Origin of the sequence: Stenotrophomonas sp. 2YAF26 (assembly GCF_052114625.1) — a bacterium.
GTDB lineage: Bacteria > Pseudomonadota > Gammaproteobacteria > Xanthomonadales > Xanthomonadaceae > Stenotrophomonas > Stenotrophomonas indicatrix.
Genome location: NZ_JBFRFC010000001.1, coordinates 12,589 through 31,875 on the forward strand (window position 1 = coordinate 12,589; position 19,287 = coordinate 31,875).

General features: G+C 66.5%; 18 protein-coding genes. 10 read left to right on the forward strand and 8 right to left on the reverse strand.

The features are described 5' to 3' along the window. Positions 1-16: 16 nt before the first annotated feature. Both AB4Y98_RS00050 and AB4Y98_RS00055 read left to right on the forward strand, forming a co-directional pair. Complete coding sequence (locus tag AB4Y98_RS00050) at positions 17-412, forward strand: hypothetical protein (RefSeq protein WP_312786001.1); 396 nt, start codon at positions 17-19, stop codon at positions 410-412. A 56-nt stretch (positions 413-468) separates the two neighbouring features. After that, a complete protein-coding gene (locus AB4Y98_RS00055; protein ID WP_312786002.1) occupies positions 469-846 on the forward strand; it encodes a hypothetical protein in 378 nt (125 codons plus the stop codon). Between the two features lie 228 nt (positions 847-1,074). Here AB4Y98_RS00055 and AB4Y98_RS00060 read toward each other — a convergent pair whose 3' ends face one another. Together AB4Y98_RS00060 and AB4Y98_RS00065 are read right to left on the reverse strand one after the other, a co-directional pair. After that, entirely contained in the window at positions 1,075-2,502 is a 1,428-nt protein-coding gene (locus AB4Y98_RS00060) for an amino acid permease (RefSeq protein ID WP_100552419.1), read from the reverse strand. Between the two features lie 96 nt (positions 2,503-2,598). Next, on the reverse strand, positions 2,599-4,074 hold the full coding sequence (locus AB4Y98_RS00065; protein ID WP_089240873.1) for an amino acid permease: 1,476 nt from the start codon (positions 4,072-4,074) through the stop codon (positions 2,599-2,601). A gap of 132 nt (positions 4,075-4,206) precedes the next feature. On the opposite strand from AB4Y98_RS00065, the gene AB4Y98_RS00070 reads away from it, so the two are divergent. Continuing rightward, positions 4,207-4,821, forward strand: a complete 615-nt coding sequence (locus AB4Y98_RS00070; protein WP_312110332.1) for an NUDIX hydrolase — start codon at positions 4,207-4,209, stop codon at positions 4,819-4,821. A gap of 75 nt (positions 4,822-4,896) precedes the next feature. On the opposite strand, the gene serA is transcribed toward AB4Y98_RS00070, so the two are convergent. After that, complete coding sequence (gene serA / locus AB4Y98_RS00075; protein WP_442243475.1) at positions 4,897-6,138, reverse strand: phosphoglycerate dehydrogenase; 1,242 nt, start codon at positions 6,136-6,138, stop codon at positions 4,897-4,899. Between the two features lie 169 nt (positions 6,139-6,307). Between serA and AB4Y98_RS00080 the strand changes: the two genes are divergently transcribed. The 3 genes from AB4Y98_RS00080 (at position 6,308) to AB4Y98_RS00090 (ending at position 9,898) form a co-directional block, all read left to right on the forward strand. Further along, a complete protein-coding gene (locus AB4Y98_RS00080) occupies positions 6,308-7,696 on the forward strand; it encodes an FAD-binding oxidoreductase (protein ID WP_025874775.1) in 1,389 nt (462 codons plus the stop codon). A gap of 62 nt (positions 7,697-7,758) precedes the next feature. Next, a complete protein-coding gene (locus AB4Y98_RS00085) occupies positions 7,759-8,058 on the forward strand; it encodes a DUF2388 domain-containing protein (RefSeq protein ID WP_312786005.1) in 300 nt (99 codons plus the stop codon). A gap of 40 nt (positions 8,059-8,098) precedes the next feature. Then, positions 8,099-9,898, forward strand: a complete 1,800-nt coding sequence (locus AB4Y98_RS00090; RefSeq protein ID WP_442243476.1) for a DUF7844 domain-containing protein — start codon at positions 8,099-8,101, stop codon at positions 9,896-9,898. Here AB4Y98_RS00090 and AB4Y98_RS00095 read toward each other — a convergent pair. Both AB4Y98_RS00095 and AB4Y98_RS00100 read right to left on the reverse strand, forming a co-directional pair. Continuing rightward, positions 9,876-10,943, reverse strand: a complete 1,068-nt coding sequence (locus AB4Y98_RS00095) for an ATP-binding protein (RefSeq protein ID WP_025874770.1) — start codon at positions 10,941-10,943, stop codon at positions 9,876-9,878. The two genes, AB4Y98_RS00090 and AB4Y98_RS00095, sit on opposite strands and share 23 nt — an antisense overlap. After that, positions 10,943-11,659: a response regulator gene (locus tag AB4Y98_RS00100; RefSeq protein ID WP_336027822.1), complete on the reverse strand. Its 717-nt coding sequence runs from the start codon at positions 11,657-11,659 to the stop codon at positions 10,943-10,945. Before AB4Y98_RS00100 ends, AB4Y98_RS00095 begins: the two co-directional genes overlap by 1 nt. A 130-nt stretch (positions 11,660-11,789) precedes the next feature. Here AB4Y98_RS00100 and AB4Y98_RS00105 point away from each other — a divergent pair, with 130 nt between their 5' ends. The 4 genes from AB4Y98_RS00105 to AB4Y98_RS00120 all read left to right on the forward strand — a co-directional run bounded on the left by AB4Y98_RS00105 (position 11,790) and on the right by AB4Y98_RS00120 (position 17,285). Continuing rightward, positions 11,790-12,938 carry an efflux RND transporter periplasmic adaptor subunit gene (locus AB4Y98_RS00105; RefSeq protein WP_442243477.1) on the forward strand — a complete coding sequence of 383 codons (1,149 nt, stop codon included), beginning with the start codon at positions 11,790-11,792 and terminating at the stop codon, positions 12,936-12,938. A 21-nt stretch (positions 12,939-12,959) separates the two neighbouring features. Further along, positions 12,960-16,124 carry a multidrug efflux RND transporter permease subunit gene (locus tag AB4Y98_RS00110; protein ID WP_442243478.1) on the forward strand — a complete coding sequence of 1,055 codons (3,165 nt, stop codon included), beginning with the start codon at positions 12,960-12,962 and terminating at the stop codon, positions 16,122-16,124. After that, on the forward strand, positions 16,105-16,497 hold the full coding sequence (locus AB4Y98_RS00115) for a nuclear transport factor 2 family protein (protein ID WP_312110904.1): 393 nt from the start codon (positions 16,105-16,107) through the stop codon (positions 16,495-16,497). Before AB4Y98_RS00110 ends, AB4Y98_RS00115 begins: the two co-directional genes overlap by 20 nt. Before the next feature lie 83 nt (positions 16,498-16,580). Beyond that, the gene (locus tag AB4Y98_RS00120) at positions 16,581-17,285 is read left to right on the forward strand and encodes a COG3650 family protein (RefSeq protein ID WP_442243479.1); all 705 of its coding nucleotides are present in this window, start codon (positions 16,581-16,583) and stop codon (positions 17,283-17,285) included. A gap of 71 nt (positions 17,286-17,356) precedes the next feature. Here AB4Y98_RS00120 and AB4Y98_RS00125 read toward each other — a convergent pair whose 3' ends face one another. From AB4Y98_RS00125 to AB4Y98_RS00135, 3 genes are read right to left on the reverse strand one after another with little or no spacing between them, the layout of a single operon-like run. Further along, entirely contained in the window at positions 17,357-17,890 is a 534-nt protein-coding gene (locus AB4Y98_RS00125) for a hypothetical protein (RefSeq protein ID WP_442243688.1), read from the reverse strand. Next, a complete protein-coding gene (gene yeiP / locus AB4Y98_RS00130; RefSeq protein ID WP_006363947.1) occupies positions 17,880-18,446 on the reverse strand; it encodes an elongation factor P-like protein YeiP in 567 nt (188 codons plus the stop codon). Before yeiP ends, AB4Y98_RS00125 begins: the two co-directional genes overlap by 11 nt. Before the next feature lie 49 nt (positions 18,447-18,495). Further along, positions 18,496-19,266, reverse strand: coding sequence for an SDR family NAD(P)-dependent oxidoreductase (locus tag AB4Y98_RS00135; protein WP_032975499.1), 771 nt, complete (start codon positions 19,264-19,266; stop codon positions 18,496-18,498). Positions 19,267-19,287 lie beyond the last annotated feature (21 nt).

Sequence of the window (19,287 nt, forward strand, 5' to 3'; positions counted from 1 at the left end):
CATGGAAAGGAAGGCGATGTGGTGCAGGCGAGTTGCAGGTGCGGCGCTGGTCCTGGTGGTGGTGTCCACCAGTGGCTGTGTGACCGAGTGGGTGCCACGTACGAATGCAGCGGATTACAGCTACTCGACCGACTACTGCTCTACAGAGTCGAGAGGGCAGTGGCCGGTGAAGAACGAAGTGGCAACGCGAACCGTGTACGTGGAGAAGCTGGAGAAGTGCAGGGAAGATGACAAGAGCAAGTGCGACGTGGATGGAAAATACAATCGCGTGCAGCAGCCGGAAATCGAGAGCTATGTGATGGATGTCAACGAGAGCAGCCGCCGCAGCGCCTACACCAGTTGCATGTGGTACTGGGGCTGGTCGGAACAGGAGCGCTGGCTGTGGCAGCGGAAACCAGACACGTCGCATTGACGCCGCTTCATCGCAGGGAAGGGCGCACGCGGATGCCGATGGTGATGCGAATGTAAATGGCTGTGTTGCTGGCTTTGTTGACCGGTAGATGCGCAACCGAATGGGCACGCTTCAGCGACCATGCCGATTCGCTGGATGAGTCGTGTTGGCGCAACAGGGCCGAAGCGAATGAGAAGTGGCCGGAGAATATGGAGATTGCCGACCGCACCGACGAGATCGAGGTGCAGACCGTCTGCAAGGAAGGCGAGACGTGCGACGTGGATGGCAAATGCAAGAAACTGTGGAAGACCGAGCGCTACACCGTAGACATCAACGCCAACAGAACCATGAGCACTTCATGGGCTGCACGAGCGGCACTGGTTGGATACAGAAGACCGTCTGGTTCAGCCGCAGGTGACCCCTATCCCATAGCCGACACATCTCAGCTCCGCTGATATCCACGCATGGCGTGGATCTACTGGGCGCGCCAGGACGCTGTCGGGGGTGGGGAGGGGTGAGATTGCGGGGGCGTGAGCCGCATGGATGCGGCGATCGAGCTTACAGGGACGTACTTGCAGCGTCCCCCGCAATCTCACCCCTCCCCGCCGAACCTTCAGACCCGCTGTTGCTGTTGCTGTTGCCCCAGCGGGTGCAGGGCCGCAGGCCCTGCAATGCAGAAAACCTTACTTCCCGCGCAGGCGGCTGTGTTTGAACCCGTAGAAGAAGTAGATCACGAAGCCGACAAACGTCCACACGCCCATCAGCATCCAGTTGTGCAGCGTCATCGCCGACAACAGCGCCAGGCAGCTCAGCACGCCCAGGCTGCAGATCAGCCACGCGCCGCGGATGCGGAACGGACGCGGCAGGTCCGGCTGCGTGCGGCGCAGGATCAGCACGCCGGCACACACGGCCGCGAAGGCGATCAAGGTACCCATCGAGGTCAGTTCACCAAGGATGTCCAGCGGGAACAGCGCCGCCAGCAGGGCGATGCCGATGCCGGTGATGACGGTGTTGATATGCGGCGTGCGGTACTTCGGGTGGATCTTGGTGAACACCGGCGGCAACAGGCCGTCGCGGCCCATGATCATGAAGATGCGCGGCTGGCCGATGATCATCACCAGCACCACCGACGACAGGCCGATCAACGCACCGATTTCCACCACCACCCGCAACCAGCCCAGCTGCGGATGCGCGGCCACGGCGGTCACCACCGGCTCATCGGTGCCCAGCAGTTGGTAAGGCACCAGGCCGGTCATGACTGCAGCCATCGCGATGTACAGCACCGTGCAGATCACCAGCGACAGCATCATGCCGATCGGCATGTCGCGCTGCGGCTTGTGTGATTCCTGCGCGGCCACCGATACCGCTTCGAAGCCAATGTAGGCGAAGAACACCATCGCCGCGCCGCGCAGCACGCCTTCCATGCCGTACTTGCCGGGGCCTTCGTTGGCCGGGATGAACGGGGTCCAGTTGCTGGTGTCCACGTACTTCCAGCCGACCACGATCACCAGCACGATCAGCCCGGTCTTGAGGATGACCATGGCCATGTTCATCGCCGACGATTTGCTGATGCCGACGTAGCACAGCCAGGTCAACAGCAGGACCAGGATCGCGGCGGGAATGTTGGCGATGGCGCCGGTGGGCCGCAGTTGCGCATCCAGGGGTGCGCTGACCAGCGCCGCCGGTAGATGGATGTCGAAATGGCTGAGCAGGCTGAGGAAATACCCGGTCCAGCTGACCGCCACGGCCGAGGCGGAGACGCCGTACTCGAGCACCAGCATCCAGCCGATGAACCAGGCCGAGAGCTCGCCGAAGGTGGCGTAGGTATAGGTGTAGGCGCTGCCGGAAACCGGCACCATCGCCGCGAACTCGGCATAGGCCAGCGCGCAGAAGGCGCAGCAGATCGCGGCCAGCACGAACGAGAGCATGATGGCCGGGCCGGCGTGGTTGGCGGCAGCCTGGCCGGTGATGACGAAGATGCCGCCGCCGATCACGGCGCCGATGCCGAGCGCGGTCAGGCCCCAGGGGCCAAGGTGGCGACGCAGGCTCAGGCCGTTGGCGTCTTCATGGGCGGCATGCGGATGCTTGGTGGCCCACAGTTGCTTGAACATGTGTGGTGGTCTTGTGCGATGCGCCCGTGACCGGGCGCGGGCGGAAATGCTTGCGGATATCGACGGGCCGGCGCAGGGGCCGGCCCGTCGGGAGGATCAGGGCGACTTGGCCAGCTTGCTGTGGCGGATGCCGTAGCCGAAGTAGATCAGCAGGCCCAGCAGCGTCCAGCCCACGAACAGGTGCCAGTGGACCACGAACGCCTGCCAGAACAGGAACAGGCACGACAGCGCGCCCAGCGGGCAGATCACCCACACCAGCGGCACGCGGAATGGGCGGTGCAGCTCCGGGCGGGTGTAGCGCAGGATCAGCACGCCCACGCAGACCGTGGCGAAGGCCAGCAGGGTGCCCATGGACACCAACTCGCCGAGCACGTTCAGCGGCACCAGGCCGGCCAGCGATGCGGCGATCACGCCGACTACGATCGTGGCCCAGTACGGCGTGCGGAAACGCTTGTGGACCTTGCCGAACACTTTCGGCAGCAGGCCATCGCGCGAGATGGTGTAGGCGATGCGGGTCTGGCCCATCATCATCACCAGCACCACCGAGGACAGGCCGGCGATCGCGCCGATTTCCACCGCGGTCTTCAGCCAGGACAGGCTCGGGTAGGCTTCCAGCGCGGTGGCCACCGGCTTGTCGGTGCCCAGCAGGTGGTAGGGCAGCATGCCGGTCAGCACCGCGCAGACGATGATGTAGACGATGGTGCACACCGCCAGCGAGCCGAGCAGGCCGATCGGCATGTTGCGCTGCGGGTCCTTGGTTTCACCGGCGGCGGTGGAGACCGCATCGAAGCCGATGTAGGCGAAGAACACGATGGTGGCCGCGCGGAACACGCCGCTCCAGCCGAACTCGCCGGACACGCCGGTGTTTTCCGGGATGAACGGGTGCCAGTTGGCCGGGTCCACGTGGGCCGCGCCGATGCCCACGAACAGGCAGATCACGAAGACCTTGATGGCCACGATGATCGCGTTGACGAACGCGGACTGGGTCACGCCCACGTACAGCAGGCCGGTCACCGCCGCCACGATCAGCACCGCCGGCAGGTTGAACAGCTTGCCGGAGGCGGCGAACTCGTGCCCGTTCCAGGCGATCGGCGCCGCGCTCAGCGCGTCCGGGAACGGCATGTGCAGCGTGGTGGTGATGAAGCTGATCAGGTACGCCGACCAGCCCACCGCGACCGAGGCCGAGGCGAACAGGTACTCCAGCACCAGGCACCAGCCGATGAACCAGGCCATGCCCTCGCCAAGCGTGGCGTAGGAGTAGGAGTAGGCGCTGCCGGAGACCGGCATCATCGCTGCGAACTCGGCGTAGCACAGGCCGGCCAGCGCGCAGGCGATGCCGGCGAACACGAACGACAGCATGACCGCCGGGCCGGCGTGGTTGGCCGCGGCCTGGCCGGTGAGGACGAAAATACCTGCGCCGATCACCGCACCAATGCCAAGCATGATGAGGTGTTTCGCCGTGAGGGTCCGTTTCAACGTGGCTTCGCCATCCAGGCTGCCTTCGATGGGTTCGCCGGCATCGACGTGCCCGGCCGGTTCGACCGGCTTGACCCTCAACAGAGCTTTCAGCATGCAGTACTTCCTGATGATCGGATTGGGAGGGCCGCCAGTACATTGCCGGCGGCCTGGAATCGTGAAAGCCGTGCGAACGGCCCGCTGTACCTTAGCCAATGCTGAAGGCACCGCACAAGCGCAAACGCAACAATGAACGGCGATAATGGCAGGTATTTTTCCAGGCACCCCGCATTCATGAGCGAAACCACCGAATCCCTTGCCGCACTTGACGATCGCTTGCGCGGCCTGCTGCATGACTATGCGCGCAAAGAACCCGCCCACGACGCCCTTGCTGCCGAATTCGGCACATTGATCGACGATGCGGAAGATGCATTCCGCCGCGAACGCCTGGCCGGCCACTTCACCGCCAGCTGCTGGCTGGTCAGCGCCGATGGCCAGCGGCTGCTGCTGACCCACCACCGCAAGCTGCAGCGCTGGCTGCAGCTGGGTGGCCACGCCGACGGTGACCGCGATCTGGCCCGGGTAGCGTTGAAGGAAGCCGAGGAGGAATCGGGCCTGACCGGCCTGGTGCTGGATGATCCGGCCATCTTCGATATCGACAAGCACTGGATTCCCGAGCGCAAGGATGTGCCTGGCCATTGGCACTACGACGTGCGTTTCGTGATCCGTGCGCTGGGCGGAGAGGATTTCGTGCTCAGCGAAGAGTCGCTGGAGCTGGCCTGGCGCCCGGTGGCCGAGGTCGCCAGCGATCCGCAGTCGGACGAATCGATGCAGCGCATGGCGCGCCGGTGGCTGGCGCGCTGATTCATACCGCCGGGCATGGCCCGGCGCTGCCGTGATCGCGCGGGTAGCGCCCGGCCACGCCCGGCGACGTACATCTCAATACAGGATGCGGGTGCGCAAGGTGCCCGGAATCGCCGCCAGCTCGTCACGCACCGCGCTGGCCTGCTCCTCGCTGGCGGTGATGTCGATCACCACGTAACCCACCTTCGGGTCGGTGCGCAGGAACTGGCCGTCGATGTTGACGTTGTGCCGCGAGAAGATCTCGTTGACCTTGGACAACACGCCCGGCACGTTCTGGTGGATGTGCAGCAGGCGCAGGCTGTCGGCGTGCTCGGGCAAGGTCACTTCCGGGAAGTTGACCGCCGACAGGGTGCTTCCGTTGTCGCTGTAGCGCACCAGCTTGGCCGCCACTTCGATGCCGATGTTGTCCTGCGCTTCCAGCGTGCTGCCGCCCACGTGCGGGGTCAGGATCACGTTGTCGTGGCGGGTCAGAGGCGATTCGAAGATATCGCCGTTGCCCTTCGGCTCGACCGGGAACACATCCAGTGCAGCGCCACCGATGTGGCCGCTGGCCAGTGCTGCATCCAGCGCATCGATGTCGACCACGGTGCCGCGCGCGGCGTTGATCAGGTGCGCGCCGCGGCGCATCTTCGCCAGCTCGGTGCTGCCGATCATCCACTGCGTGGACGGCGTCTCCGGCACGTGCAGGGTCACGATGTCGGCACGCGCCAGCAGGTCGTCCAGGCTGGCCGCCGCACGGGTATTGCCCAGCGACAGCTTGGTTTCCACATCGTGGAAGATCACCTRCATGCCCAGCGATTCGGCCAGTACGCCGACCTGGGTGCCGATGTGCCCGTAGCCGATGATGCCCAGGACCTTGCCGCGCACCTCATGGCTGCCGCTGGCCGATTTCGACCAGCCGCCGCGATGGCATTCGGCGTTCTTCTGCGGGATGCCGCGGGTCAGCATGATCGCTTCGGCGATCACCAGTTCGGCCACGCTGCGGGTATTGGAGTAGGGTGCGTTGAATACCGGAATGCCGGCCAGCTCGGCCGCATCCAGGTCGACCTGGTTGGTGCCGATGCAGAAACAGCCGACCGCGATCAGGCGCTTGGCCTCGGCCAGCACCTCGGCACTGAGCTGGGTGCGCGAGCGGATGCCGACGATGTGGGCTTCGGCGATGCGCGCCTTCAGTTCGTCCTCGGGAAGCGCCTTGGTGTGCGCCTCGATCTGGCTGTAGCCGGCGGCGCTGAACACCTCCACGGCGGTCTGGCTGACCCCCTCCAGCAACAGCACGCGGATATCCTGCTTCGGGAACGAGGTCTTCTTCGGCGACATGGGGCGGCACGGCCAGTGGGACAGGGGCTGACCACTATGCCAGATCGCAACGCCCATGGTGCAGTGCGCAATTGGTTGCAACTGCAGCTATTGAAGGCTCTGCAGGGCTGGACGCTGGGCCCGGCCACTGGCACGCTTGCCCGTTCTTCACGCCCCGCGCTGGACCGTCATGACCGATTCCCGCATCGCCTCGTTGCAGCAGGCCTGTCCCGGCCTGAAGCTGAAGACCGACCCTGCCGACCTGGAGCATTACGGCCGCGACTGGACCCGGCGCTGGACACCGGCGCCGCTGGCGATCGCGTTGCCGGCCACGGTTGAAGAAGTGCAGGCGGTGATGCGCTGGACCGCGGCCGAGGGCGTGGCGGTGGTTCCCTCCGGCGGTCGCACCGGCCTTTCCGGCGGTGCGGTAGCGGCCAATGGCGAGCTGGTGCTGAGCCTGGAGCGGATGAACAAGGCGCTGGACTACGATGCGGTCGACCGCACCCTGGTGGTCCAGGCCGGCATGCCGCTGGAGGCGCTGCACAACGCGGCGCTTGAACATGGCCTCATCTATCCGGTGGACTTCGCTGCGCGCGGGTCGTGCTCGATCGGCGGCAACATCGCCACCAATGCCGGCGGCATCCGGGTGATCCGCTACGGCAATACCCGTGAATGGATTGCCGGACTGAAAGTGGTCACCGCCACGGGCGAACTGCTCGAACTCAACAAGGGCCTGATCAAGAACTCCAGCGGCTACGATTTCCGCCAGCTGCTGATCGGATCGGAGGGCACGCTGGGTGTGATCGTCGAGGCCACGGTGAAGCTCACCGACCCGCCGCCGGCCAGCAACGTGATGCTGCTGGCGCTGCCCAGCTTCGACGTGCTGATGCAGGTGTTCGCCGCCTTCCGTGCGCGGCTGCAGCTGCAAGCCTTTGAATTCTTCACCGACCGGGCGCTGGAACATGTTCTGGCCCATGGTGCGCAGGCACCGTTCGATGAAGTGCATCCCTATTACGTGGTGACCGAGTTTGCTGCCGGTGACGAGGCGCAGGAGGCGGCGGCGATGGCGGCCTTCGAGGACTGCATGGGCAACGGCTGGGTCAGCGACGGCGTGATCAGTGCCAGCGATGCCCAGGCGGCGCAGCTGTGGCGCCTGCGCGAGGGCATCACCGAGGCGCTGGCACGTTACAAGCCCTACAAGAACGATGTCTCGGTGCGGATCTCGTCGATGCCGGCGTTCCTGGCCGAGACCCAGGCGCTGATCGGCGAGGCTTACCCGCACTTCGACGTGGTCTGGTTCGGCCACATCGGCGACGGCAACCTGCACATCAACGTGCTCAAGCCGGACGGCACCAGCGATGCGGACTTCGTAAGCCAGTGCGAGCATGTCACCAAGCTGCTGGCGCAGGTTCTGGCGCGCTTCAATGGCAGCATTTCGGCCGAGCACGGCATCGGCTTGGTCAAGAAGGGCTACCTGGACAGCACCCGTGGACCGGCCGAGATAGCGCTGATGAAGGCGGTCAAGCGCGCGTTCGATCCCGAAGGGCGGCTGAATCCCGGCAAATTGTTCGACCTTTGACACGGGCAAAGTCTTCACCCAGCCGTTACGCTCCACCCACCCAATCGATGAACTCCCTGACCATGATCCGTCCGTTCCTGCTGCTTGCCCTGTTGTCCCTGCCGCTGGCCGGCGTCGCTTCGAGTTTTGCCGGCACCTCGGCCGGTTCGGCGACGGGCGCCTCTTCGGGTTCCTCGGGCAGCAGCTCGGGCGATGACAAGGTGGTGCTGGCTGCCCGCGATGATGCGGCGGCGTTTGTCGCCAGCGATGGCCAGATCCGTGGCGCACGCCTGCAGGCGGCGCTGGTGCACCTGCGTGAGCAGGATGCAGCTGCACGACAGCAGAGCGATCTGCAGCTGGCTCGCGCCCTGCTGGCGCGTTGATCCAGCGCCCGGGTAGTGCCGGCCGCTGGCCGGCAACCTCATGACATCTGTTCGGAACGCAGCCACGCATGGCGTGGCTCTACTGCTGATAGCTCACGCTACGCATGCGGCTGAGCGCCTGCAGCTGGACCCGGCCGGGCTGAGCCCGGCGCAGCAGCAGGTAGCAATGCAGACACTGGCTGATGTGCAGTCGTTGCTGCCCGACGGCCTGCTGCGTGCCTTGCCCGCGCAGGTGCAGGTCGGCTGGCGTGACGACCTGCCCGCCAACGTGCATGGCCGTGCCTTCGCCGGGGGCATCGCGCTGCGCCGCGATCTGCTTGATGATGATGTGGCCGGTGCCCGACGCGCACGGCGCAGTGCGCTGGTGCACGAACTGACCCATGTTGCCGACCGCACGGGGGCGCACTGGTCACGCAGCGCCCGTTGGCGTGACCTTGCAGGTTGGCAGCGCAAGCCCTGGCATCTGGGTCGCGGTGACAACGCCTTCCGCGACCGCAGTCCCGATGCCTACGAACTGACCGACCCGGCCGAGTACCTGGCGGTGAACGCCGAACACTTCGTGCTCGATGCAGAGTTCGCCTGCCGTCGTCCGGCCCTGGCGCAGTGGTACCAGGCGCATTTCGGTACGCCGCCCTCGCTGCCCGCGCCGCACTGTGCGGGCACCGTTCCGCTGCTGCAGGCCGATGCGGAAGAGGGCGCTGCATCGCTGCTCGCACTGGACCCGGCGCGGGTGTATGCCGTGGACTACCTGTTCGCCGAAGGCAGTGCGCAGCCGATGAGCCGCTGGGGCCACAGCATGCTGCGGCTGGTGATCTGCCGTCCCGGCCGCGCGCCGGGGCCGGACTGCAGGCTGGACCTGGAGCATCATCGGGTGCTGTCCTTCCGCGCCTTCGTCGGCGATGTTCAGATCTCCAACTGGCGCGGGCTGACCGGTGGTTATCCTTCGCGCCTGTTCGTGTTGCCGCTGCAGCAGGTGGTGGACGAATACACCAAGGTCGAACTGCGCGGACTGGCCTCGCTGCCGCTGCAGCTGGACCGCAGCGAGATCGCCAGCCTGCTGGAGCGCACCGCCCAGGTGCACTGGAGCTATGACGGTCGCTATTACTTCGTCAGCAACAACTGCGCGGTGGAGACGGCGAAGCTGCTGCAGGCCGGTGTTCCGCGCCTGGGCGAAGCCGGGCTGGCACAGCTGAGCCCGCGCGGGCTGCGGCGACGGTTGGCGCGCCTGCATGCGCTGGATGAGCAGGTGCTGGCCGATCCTGCGCAGGCCCAGGCGCAGGGCTATTACTTTGCTTCTGCGCGTGATCACTACCAGCAGTTGTTCGCAGTCGCCGCCGCGCAGATGGCGCTGCCGGCGCGTGACGTGCGCGCCTGGCTGGCGCTGCCGGCGCAACAGCGCGCGCCATGGTTGCTGCGCGGTGATGTGCGTGCCAGCGCCGGTCTGCTGTTGTTGGAACAGGCGGCGCAGCGGCGCGCGGAGCTGCGTGCACGCGATGCGCTCAAGCGACAGTTGCTGGCCGACCCGGACAGCAGTGCCACCCATTCGCTGCGTGCATTGCTGGAGCAGAGCGGGCAGTGGTTGCGGCCGGGCCAGTTGCTGGCCGACGCTGGCTACGGCCTGCCGCAGGCGGACGAGCAGGCGGAGGTGGCACGGGCAGCGGCCGCTGCCAGCGTACAGGCGGTACCCGCTTGGCAGGCACTGCGCGTGCAGCTGCGCGCGCAGTTGCCGTCATCACAGCAGCGCGAGCTGGATGACATCGACCGCAATCTCGCTGCGCTGGGTGCGCGCGTGCGTGAGCAGGCGGCCGCAGTGCCGCCTACTGGCGCGGCAGCTCGATGATGAAACGACTGCCGCCGCTGGTGCCCGGGGTGCAGTAGACCTGGCCGCCGTGCGCATCGGCGATGGCCTTGACCACCGCCAGGCCGAGGCCACTGCCACCGCCCAGGCGCGATCGTGAGCCGTCGCCGCGCATGAATGGATTGAAGATGTCCGCATGCAGGGCCGGGTCGATGCCCGGGCCTTCGTCTTCAATCGCCACCTGCACATGGGCCACGGTGTCATGCACGGCGATGCGTACCTTGCCAGGGTTGGCATAGCGGCGCGCGTTTTCCAGCAAGGCCAGCAGCGCCTGCCGCAACCGCGTCGGGTCGCAATGGGCGGGGTGCTCCTCGCGGCTGGTTTCCAGCTCCAGCACGAAGCCGGCACTGCGGAAGGCGGGGTCGACCAGGGTCATCACCGAATGCACCTCGGCGACCACGTCGGTGCGGGCGCGGCGCACATCGAGACGGGCGTTGTCGGCCAGGCTCAGCACCCGCAGGTCCTCGATCAGCCGTGACAGGCCCTCGACCTGCGCCAGCAGGCTGCGGAACTGCGACTCATCGGGCTGGAACACGCCTTCGGCCAGGCCCTGCAGGCGGCCGCGCAGGATCGTCACCGGCGTGCGCAGTTCATGGGCGATGGCCGCGTGCCACATCACCCGTTCGCTTTCCATATGCTGCAGGCGGCGGGCCATCGCGTTGAAATCGTCCACCAGCGCTGCGACCTCTCCCGGGGAATTGGCCTCGGCCGTGGCGCGCGCGCCGAGATCGCCGCCAGCAAGTGCGCGCACGCTGTCCACCAGTGAATTGAGCGGCGACAGGATGCGGTGGGCCAGTCGGAACGAGGCGGCGATCGCCAGCGCCAGCCCGGTCAGGATCACCCCGACCATCCAGGCCAGCTCCGGTCCGCTTGGCAGCCATCCTTCAGGTTCTTCGGCGCTGGCCGGGAAGAACTCGATCAGTACGGCGTACAGCAGCCACGAAGAGAGGATCACCATCACGATGACGCCAACGACCATCAGCGACATCGACACGATGATGTGCCGGCTGAGCCCGGAGCGACGCATCAGCGGTCGGCCATCAGGCGGTAGCCGACACCGCGCACGCTGGCCGGAATCTGGGTGAGGCCCACTTCGTCCAGCTTGCGCCGCAGCTTGCTGACATGGCTGTCCACGGTGCGCTCCAGCGCTTCGCTTTCCGGCAGGCATTCGTGCATCAGCTCGCTGCGGCTGAAGATCCGTGACGGGGCCAATGCCATGCAATGCAGCAGCTTGAACTCGGTGAGGGTGAGCAGCAGCTCGTGGCTGTAGCCGTCGCCCTCCACATGCACCGCGTGGGTGGCGGTGTCGATCAGCAGCGGGCCCACGCGCAGGGCGCTGGGGGCATCCGCCCGCGGGCTGCGCAGCGTACGCCGCAGTACTGCACGCACGCGCGCCGCCACTTCTGCCGGGTTGAACGGCTTGACCACATAGTCATCGGCACCCATCCGCAATGCGGTCAGCTTGTCCAGATCCTGGTCCAGCGCGGTCAGCATGATCACCGGCGTTTCGCCGCGCTGGCGCAGCTGGGTCAGCACGCTCCAGCCATCCAGTCGCGGCAGCTGCACGTCCAGCAGCACAAGGTCCGGGCGCATGCTGCGATGCATGTCCAGGGCGATCTGGCCATCGGCCGCACGCAGGGTGCGCAGGCCCTCGCGTTCAAGGTAGGCGGCAAGGATGTCGGCGATCTCGACTTCGTCCTCGACGATCAGGACCAGCGCCGCGAGGGCAGGGGAGGCATGCATGGCAAGGCGAGGCCGGAAGGTGCTTGTCCTCCATCGTATCTCCACAGTTCCTCCATCGAAACCCCATCATCGCCACGCACACTGCGCGCTTCATGATTCCTCAGCCGCGTCTGCGGCACTGTGCACAGCAATGAGAACCTTCAGGACTCCGGTCGCGCTGGTCGCGGCCTTCGCCTTGGCCATGAYGGCCTGCTCCCGCCCCGAACCCACCGTCGAAGCCGTGCCGCGTGTCAGCGTGGTCACCGTTGGCCCGCAGGTGGTGCAGCGCGATGATGAACTACCCGGTCGGGTGGCGGCGGTGCGCACCGCGCAGATCCGTGCGCAGGTCGGCGGCATCGTGCAGCGCCGGATGTTCGAGCAGGGCGCGGAGGTGCATGCCGGAGAGCCTCTGTTCCAGATCGACCCGGCGGCGTTCCGCGCCGACGTCGATTCGGCGCTGGCTGCCCTGCAGCGCAGCGAGGCGGCACTGGGTCGCAGCCGGGTGCAGTCACAGCGGCTGCAGGCATTGGCGGCCGCACAGGCGGTCAGCCAGCAGCACCGCGACGATGCCAGTGCCGAGCATGAGCAGGCCCGGGCAGCGGTCAACGAGGCGCGCGCGATCCTTGCGCGACGCCAGCTCGACCTGCGCTACGCCACGGTCAGTGCACCGATCGATGGCCGCATCGATCAGGCGCTGGTGACCGAAGGCGCGCTGGTCGGCGTCGCCGATGCCGAGCCGATGGCGGTGGTGCAGCAGATCGACCAGGTCTACGTGGACGTGCGCCAGCCTGCTTCGCAGCTGCAGTCCCTGCAGCGCAGCGCGGTGGACGGCGAGTTGCCGGTGACGATCATCGGCGCGGCGGGTACGCCGCTGCCCGAGCGCGGCCGGCTGCTGTTCTCCGGTGTCAATGTCGATGCTCGCACCGGCGATGTGATCCTGCGCATCCTGGTCGACAACCCGGAGCGGCAGTTGTTGCCGGGCATGTACGTGCGTGCACGGGTGCCGCGTGGTGCGCCGGCCAGCGCGTTGCTGCTGCCGCAGCAGGCAGTGCTGCGCAGCGCCGGTGGCCAGGCCTATGCCTGGGTCATCGCCGCCGATGGCAAGGCGGTGATCCGCACGCTGGAGGTGGACGGCAGCGTCAACCGGCAATGGCTGGTGCGGCACGGCCTGAAGGCCGGCGAGAAGGTGGTGGTGGAAGGCCAGGAGCGCCTGCAGGAAGGCGTACTGGTCGATCCGCGCGACTGGCAGGTACCGGTCGCCAGTGCCAGCGCACCGCAGACATCCGCAAGCCAGGGCTGAGCCCTTCCAGGAACCTACGACATGGCTCGTTTCTTCATCGATCGCCCGGTATTTGCCTGGGTGCTGGCGATCTTCGTCATCCTGGCCGGCGTGCTGGCCATTCCGCGGCTGGCGGTCGAGCGCTACCCGGCGGTCGCACCGCCCAGCGTCAGCATCTATGCCAGCTATCCCGGCGCCAGCCCGCAGACATTGAATGATGCGGTGGTCGGCCTGATCGAGCGCGAGCTGTCCAGCGTCAAACACCTGCTGTACTTCGAATCGTCGGTGGACACGTCCGGTGAAGCGTCGATTACCGCCACCTTCAAACCCGGCACCGATCCTGAGCTGGCGCAGGTGGACGTACAGAACCGGATCAAGGCGATCGAGCCGCGCCTGCCGCGCAGCGTGCGCCAGAACGGCCTGTTCGTGGAGGCGGCCGACTCCGGATTCCTGATGCTGGTGGGCCTGCGCTCACCCGATGGCAGTGTCAACGAAGCGGCGCTGGGCGATTTCATGGCGCGCAACATCATCGAGGAGCTGCGACGCATCGACGGCGTCGGCCGCGTGCAGCTGTTCGGTGCCGAACAGGCGATGCGGATCTGGCTGGACCCGACCCGCCTGACCGGCTACGGCCTGACCATGGGCGATGTCGCCAGCGCGATCGAGCAGCAGAACCTTGAAATCTCGCCGGGCCGCATCGGCGATTCGCCCGGCGTTCCCGGCCAGCGCATCACCGTGCCCTTGAGTGCCGAAGGCCAGCTGTCCACGCCCGAACAGTTCGCGGCGATCGTGCTGCGCGCCGGTGCCGATGGTTCGCGCGTGCTGCTTGGCGATGTCGCCCGGGTCGAACTGGGCGCGCAGAGCTATGCCTGGGGCACGCGCGAAGATGGCTATCCGGCGACGGCCGCCGGCGTGCAGCTGCGCCCAGGTGCGAATGCGGTGCGTACCGCCACGGCGGTGCGCGAACGCATGGCCGACCTGCAGCCGCTGCTGCCGCATGGTGTTGAATCCAGCATTCCGTTCGATACCGCGCCCTTCGTCAAGGTCTCGATCCAAAAGGTGCTGCAGACCCTGATCGAGGCGATGCTGCTGGTGTTTGCGGTGATGTACCTGTTCCTGCAGAACTGGCGCTATACGCTGATCCCCGCACTGGTCGCGCCGATCGCGCTGCTGGGCACCTTTGCGGTGATGCTGGCGCTGGGTTTCTCGATCAACGTATTGACCATGTTCGGCATGGTGCTGGCGATCGGCATCATTGTTGACGACGCGATCGTGGTGGTCGAGGGCGTGGAGCGAATCATGGCCGAAGAGGGGCTGCCGCCGCGCGAGGCCACGATCAAGGCGATGCGTGAGCTGACCGGTGCGGTGATCGGCATCACCCTGGTGCTGACGGCGGTGTTCATCCCGATGGCGCTGGCCAGTGGTTCGGTTGGCGCGATCTACCGCCAGTTCAGCGTGGCGATGTCGGTGTCCATCCTGTTTTCGGCACTGCTGGCGCTGAGCCTGACCCCGGCGCTCTGCGCGACCCTGCTGCGGCAGGGCACACGTGGTCACCATGGCCGCGGCGGCGTGTTCGGTGCGTTCAACCGCGGCTTCGAGCGGATGACCGGGCGTTACCAGCAGGGCGTGGCTGCCGTACTGCGGCGCAGTGGCCGGGTGATGGGCCTGTTCGCTGCCTTGCTGGTGGCACTGCTGATCGGCCTGCATTGGTTGCCGGGCGCGTTCCTGCCGGAAGAGGACCAGGGCTATTTCATGACTTCCATCCAGCTGCCGGCCGAAGCAACCGCCGAGCGTACGCTGGCGGTGGTCGAAGCCTACGAACAGCATGTCGCCTCACGGCCGGCGATCGCCTCCAACCAGGCCATCCTTGGCTACAGCTTCTCCGGTTCCGGCCCGAGCGCGGCGCTGACCTACACCATGTTGAAGGACTGGGGTGAGCGCGGCGGCAGCACCGCATCGGACGAGGTGAAGGCGGCGCAGCAGGCCATGGCGACGGTGCCGGAAGGCGAGGTGATGAGCGTGATGCCGCCGGCCATCGACAGCCTTGGCCGTTCCTCCGGATTCTCGTTGGCGCTGCAGGCGCGTACCGGGCAGGGCCAGGCTCAGCTGCGCGCCGCCCTGCAGCAGCTGCTGAAGCTGGCAGAAGCCAGTCCGCTGCTGGCCGAAGTGCACGCCGATGGCCTGCCTGCGGGCAGCAATGTGCGCTTGGACATCGATCGCGCCAAAGCCGAAGCGATGGGCGTGGCGTTCACCGACATCAGTGCCACGTTGTCGGCGGCGATGGGCTCGCAGTATGTCAACGACTTTCCCAATCGCGGGCGCATGCAGCAGGTGATCATGCAGGCCGATGCGCCGCACCGGATGCAGCTGGAGGACGTGCTGAAGCTGTATGTCCGCAACAGCGAAGGCGGCATGGTGGCGCTATCCGAACTGGTCACCCCGCACTGGACCGAGGCGCCGCTGCAGCTGCAACGTTACCTGGGGTTCCCGGCATTGAATCTGTCCGGCGCACCTGCCGGCGGTGTGTCCACCGGCCAGGCGATGGTCGAGATGGAGCGCCTTGCCCAGCAGCTGCCAGCGGGTTTTGCCCTGCAGTGGACCAGCCAGTCGCTGCAGGAGCGTGAGTCCGGCGCACAGGCGCCGTGGTTGCTGATGCTGTCGATGCTGGTGGTGTTCCTGGTGCTGGCGGCTCTGTACGAGAGCTGGTCGATCCCGCTGGCGGTGATGCTGGTGGTGCCGTTGGGCCTGCTCGGCGCCGTCGCTGCAGTGCTGCTGCGCGAGATGCCCAATGATGTGTTCTTCAAGGTCGGCATGATCACGGTGATAGGTCTTTCGGCGAAGAACGCGATCCTGATCGTCGAATTCGCCCGACAGCTGCAGTTGCAGGGGCGCGGCCTGGTCGAAGCGACCATCGAAGCGGCGCGGCTGCGGCTGCGGCCGATCGTGATGACCTCGCTGGCGTTCGCGCTGGGTGTGGTACCGCTGATGCTGGCGCAGGGGGCTTCAAAGGAAACGCAACAGGCCATTGGTACCGGCGTGTTCGGCGGCATGGTCAGTGCGACCGTGTTGGCCGTGTTCTTCGTGCCGGTGTTCTATGTGGTGGTGCAGGGGGCGCAGCAGTGGCTTGCGCAGCGCCTGCGCCGACGCCGGTCGACGCCGGGAGGAAACGTGGATGGAAAGCAGGTGGATGGAGAGCAGGAGCCCTGAGGGCCTGTACGAGGCGCAGTTGCGCGTGTTGGAGCAGCAGCTGCGGGATGCGCTACTGGACGGTGACCATGGTGCGGCAACGGCATTGCTTTCACCGGTATTGTTCATGATGGACGGGCGGGGCGGCCGGATGCTCGACCTGCCCTGGTTGCAGGACTGGCGACAAGGGCATCTGCAGGTTCACGCGCTGCAGGTGCATGCGGTGGAAACGCTGCTGTGTGGTCGCCTGGCGCTGTTGTCCGGCGATGTTCAGCTGCATGTGCATTGGCGGGGACGCGAACATGTGCAGCGCATGCGCGTGCTGCGTGTCTGGACAAGCTGTTCCGGTGCCAGCGGCGCGCAGCTGCTGTCGATGACGGTGCTGGCAGGCTGAACACGGTCATGCAGCTTTCAGGCCCCGTTTGCGTGCAGATGGTAGGGTCCAAGGTCTCTGTAGTTTCGACAAGGAGTCGAGCCATGCGTGTAATTCCCAGTCTGTTGGCTGCCTCCCTCGGCCTTGCGCTGAGCGCCTGCCAGCCGGCCCAGACGCCCGCCTCCAGTGGCGCAGGTGGCGGGGTCGCAACGCCGGCACCGGCACCGGCATCTGTGGCTGCCGCTGTTGATGGCGGCGGCAACGAAACCCTCTATCGCTGCGGCGACCTCGATGTGCGCGCCACCTTCAACGGTGAGGACGCGGCGACGGTTGTGATTGGCGGGCGCAGTTTCGCGATGTCCTCCGAACGTGCGGCCTCCGGTGCGAAGTATGCCGACGGCAAGGGCAACAGCTTCTGGACCCGCGGCAATGACGACGCGCTGCTCAGCCTGAAGGGCGAGGCGGACCGCGAATGCAACGCGGTGGAGGCAACCGAGGGCGATGGCAGTGCCGGTAACGCGGCGTTCCGTGCCACCGGCAACGAGCCGGGCTGGCTGGCCATCGTCGACGGCGATACGCCGGGCCTGCAGGTGGATGTGGATTACGGCGAGCGCCGTTTCACCGTCGCCAAACCGACCGAGGGTGCGGATGGCTGGGTGGGCAAGGCGGCGGATGGCACCGACATCAAGCTGAGCTTCCAGCGCACCACCTGCCAGGACGGCATGAGTGGCGAGACATTCGAGGCCAAGGCGATGCTGGCCGTGGGCACGCGCCAGTACCACGGTTGTGGCAACTTCGGCGGCAAATGACGAAAAGGGGACGGAGGGGATGACGTCGTTTGTGCCATGAACGACGTCATCCCCTCCGCCCCCTTTTGGCGTCAGCCCTTGCAGGGCTTCAGATCCAGATCCGGAGACAGGTCGTAGCGCAGGTTCACACCGATCAACGCCTGCCGGATCGCGCAGTCATCGCGATGGCGGGCCACCAGGTCGGCAAAGATCTTCTCTCGATCGTCGCAGAACCTGGCGATGGCGGCCTCCAGCTCGCGACGACGGGCGTCGTCGTAGGGTTCTTCGCCGGCAAAATGCTGGCAGCTGTTCTCCCGTTCGATGAAGGCCTGCACATCGGCGGGCATGCCGCAGTAGATGCGGATGTCCTGCACGAAAGCGACGTCGTCGGGGACGCTGCAACCGGCGGCAGCCCGCGCCTGTTGCTCCTCGTCGGGGGTGTCCGCCAGCGTCGCGGCAGCATCTGCTTCATCTGCAGCAGGTGCAACCGCAGCGGCAGCGGTGTCCGCTGCGGGGGGCTGCGTCACCGCGTCCGCCGCGACGTCACCGGTGCTGTCCGCTGCCCGCGGCGAGCATGCCACGAGCAGGGACAGGCAGGCGATCAGCGCAGCGCGGTTAATCGGCACGGCCGGCAAATTCGCCGGTGGCGGTGTTCACCAGCACACGCTCGCCGTTGACGATGTACTCCGGCACCATGATCTCGATGCCGGTGTTGAGCTTGGCCGGCTTCGGGCGCTTGGTGGCGGTGCCGCCCTTCAGTTCCGGCGGCGTCTCGATCACTTCCAGCACCACCGAGGCCGGCAGCTGGATGGCCACCGGCTGCTCGTCGATCACCTGCACGTAGATGCCGGTCAGGCCGTCGGTGATGTAGCCGGCGTCATCGCCGATCACGTCCGCGTCCAGGGTGTAGGGGGTGTAGTCCTCGTCATCGAGGAACACGAACGCATCGCCGTCCTTGTACGAGTAGGTGGACTGGCGGCGCAGCAGTTCGACTTCGACCAGGTTGTCGTCGGCATCGAAGCTGGCGTCGAGCTTGTTGCCGCCCGGCACGCTGTACATGATGAAGCGGAAGCGGACGTTGCCGCCGCGACCCTGCGGCGAGCTGCGCTCGATGTCGCGGATCTGGTAGACGCCGTTGTTGAACTCGACGACGTTGCCCTTCTTGATGTCGTTGGCTTTCATGATGATGTTGGTCGTTGGGGGAGGGCGCCGTCCCGGCGCCCGGGGGGAATCACTTCGGAGCGAGCCGGGTGGCGCCGTCCAGGCGGATGGTCTCGCCGTTGATGTAGGTGTTGCCGAGGATGTGGCCGACCAGGCTGGCGAAGTCTTCCGGCTTGCCCAGGCGCGACGGGAACGGGATCGAGGCGGCCAGCGATTCCTGCACGGCTTCGGGCATGCCATCGACCATCGGCGTCCAGAACACGCCCGGCGCGATGGTGTTGACGCGGATGCCGAAGCGCGACAGCTCGCGGGCCATCGGCAGGGTCATCGCCACCACGCCGCCCTTGGAGGCGGAGTAGGCGGCCTGGCCGATCTGGCCTTCGTAGGCGGCAACGCTGGCGGTGTTGATGATGACGCCGCGCTCGCCGTCCACGCCGGCCTCGTTGTGCTGCATGCGGTTGGCTGCGGCCTTGGCGACATTGAAGCTGCCGACCAGGTTGACCATCACCGTGCCCTGGAACCCGGCCAGCGGCATCGGGCCTTCCTTGCCCAGCACGCGGCCAGCGCCGAGGATGCCGGCGCAGTTCATGGCGACATTCAGGCCGCCGAGGAAATCGCAGGCCTGGTCGATGGCCGCCGACACGGACGCTTCATCACTGACGTTGACGTTGAAGTAGCGGGCGTTGTCCTGCCCCAGGCCGGCAACAGCGGCCGCGCCCTTGGCGTCGTTGAGGTCGAACAGGGCGACCTTGCCGCCCTCGGCAACCAGGTGCTGGGCCACGGCCAGGCCGAGGCCGGAGACGCCGCCAGTGATCACGGCACGTACGGAAGACAGCTGCATTGCACGGTCCTGCAGGTTCAA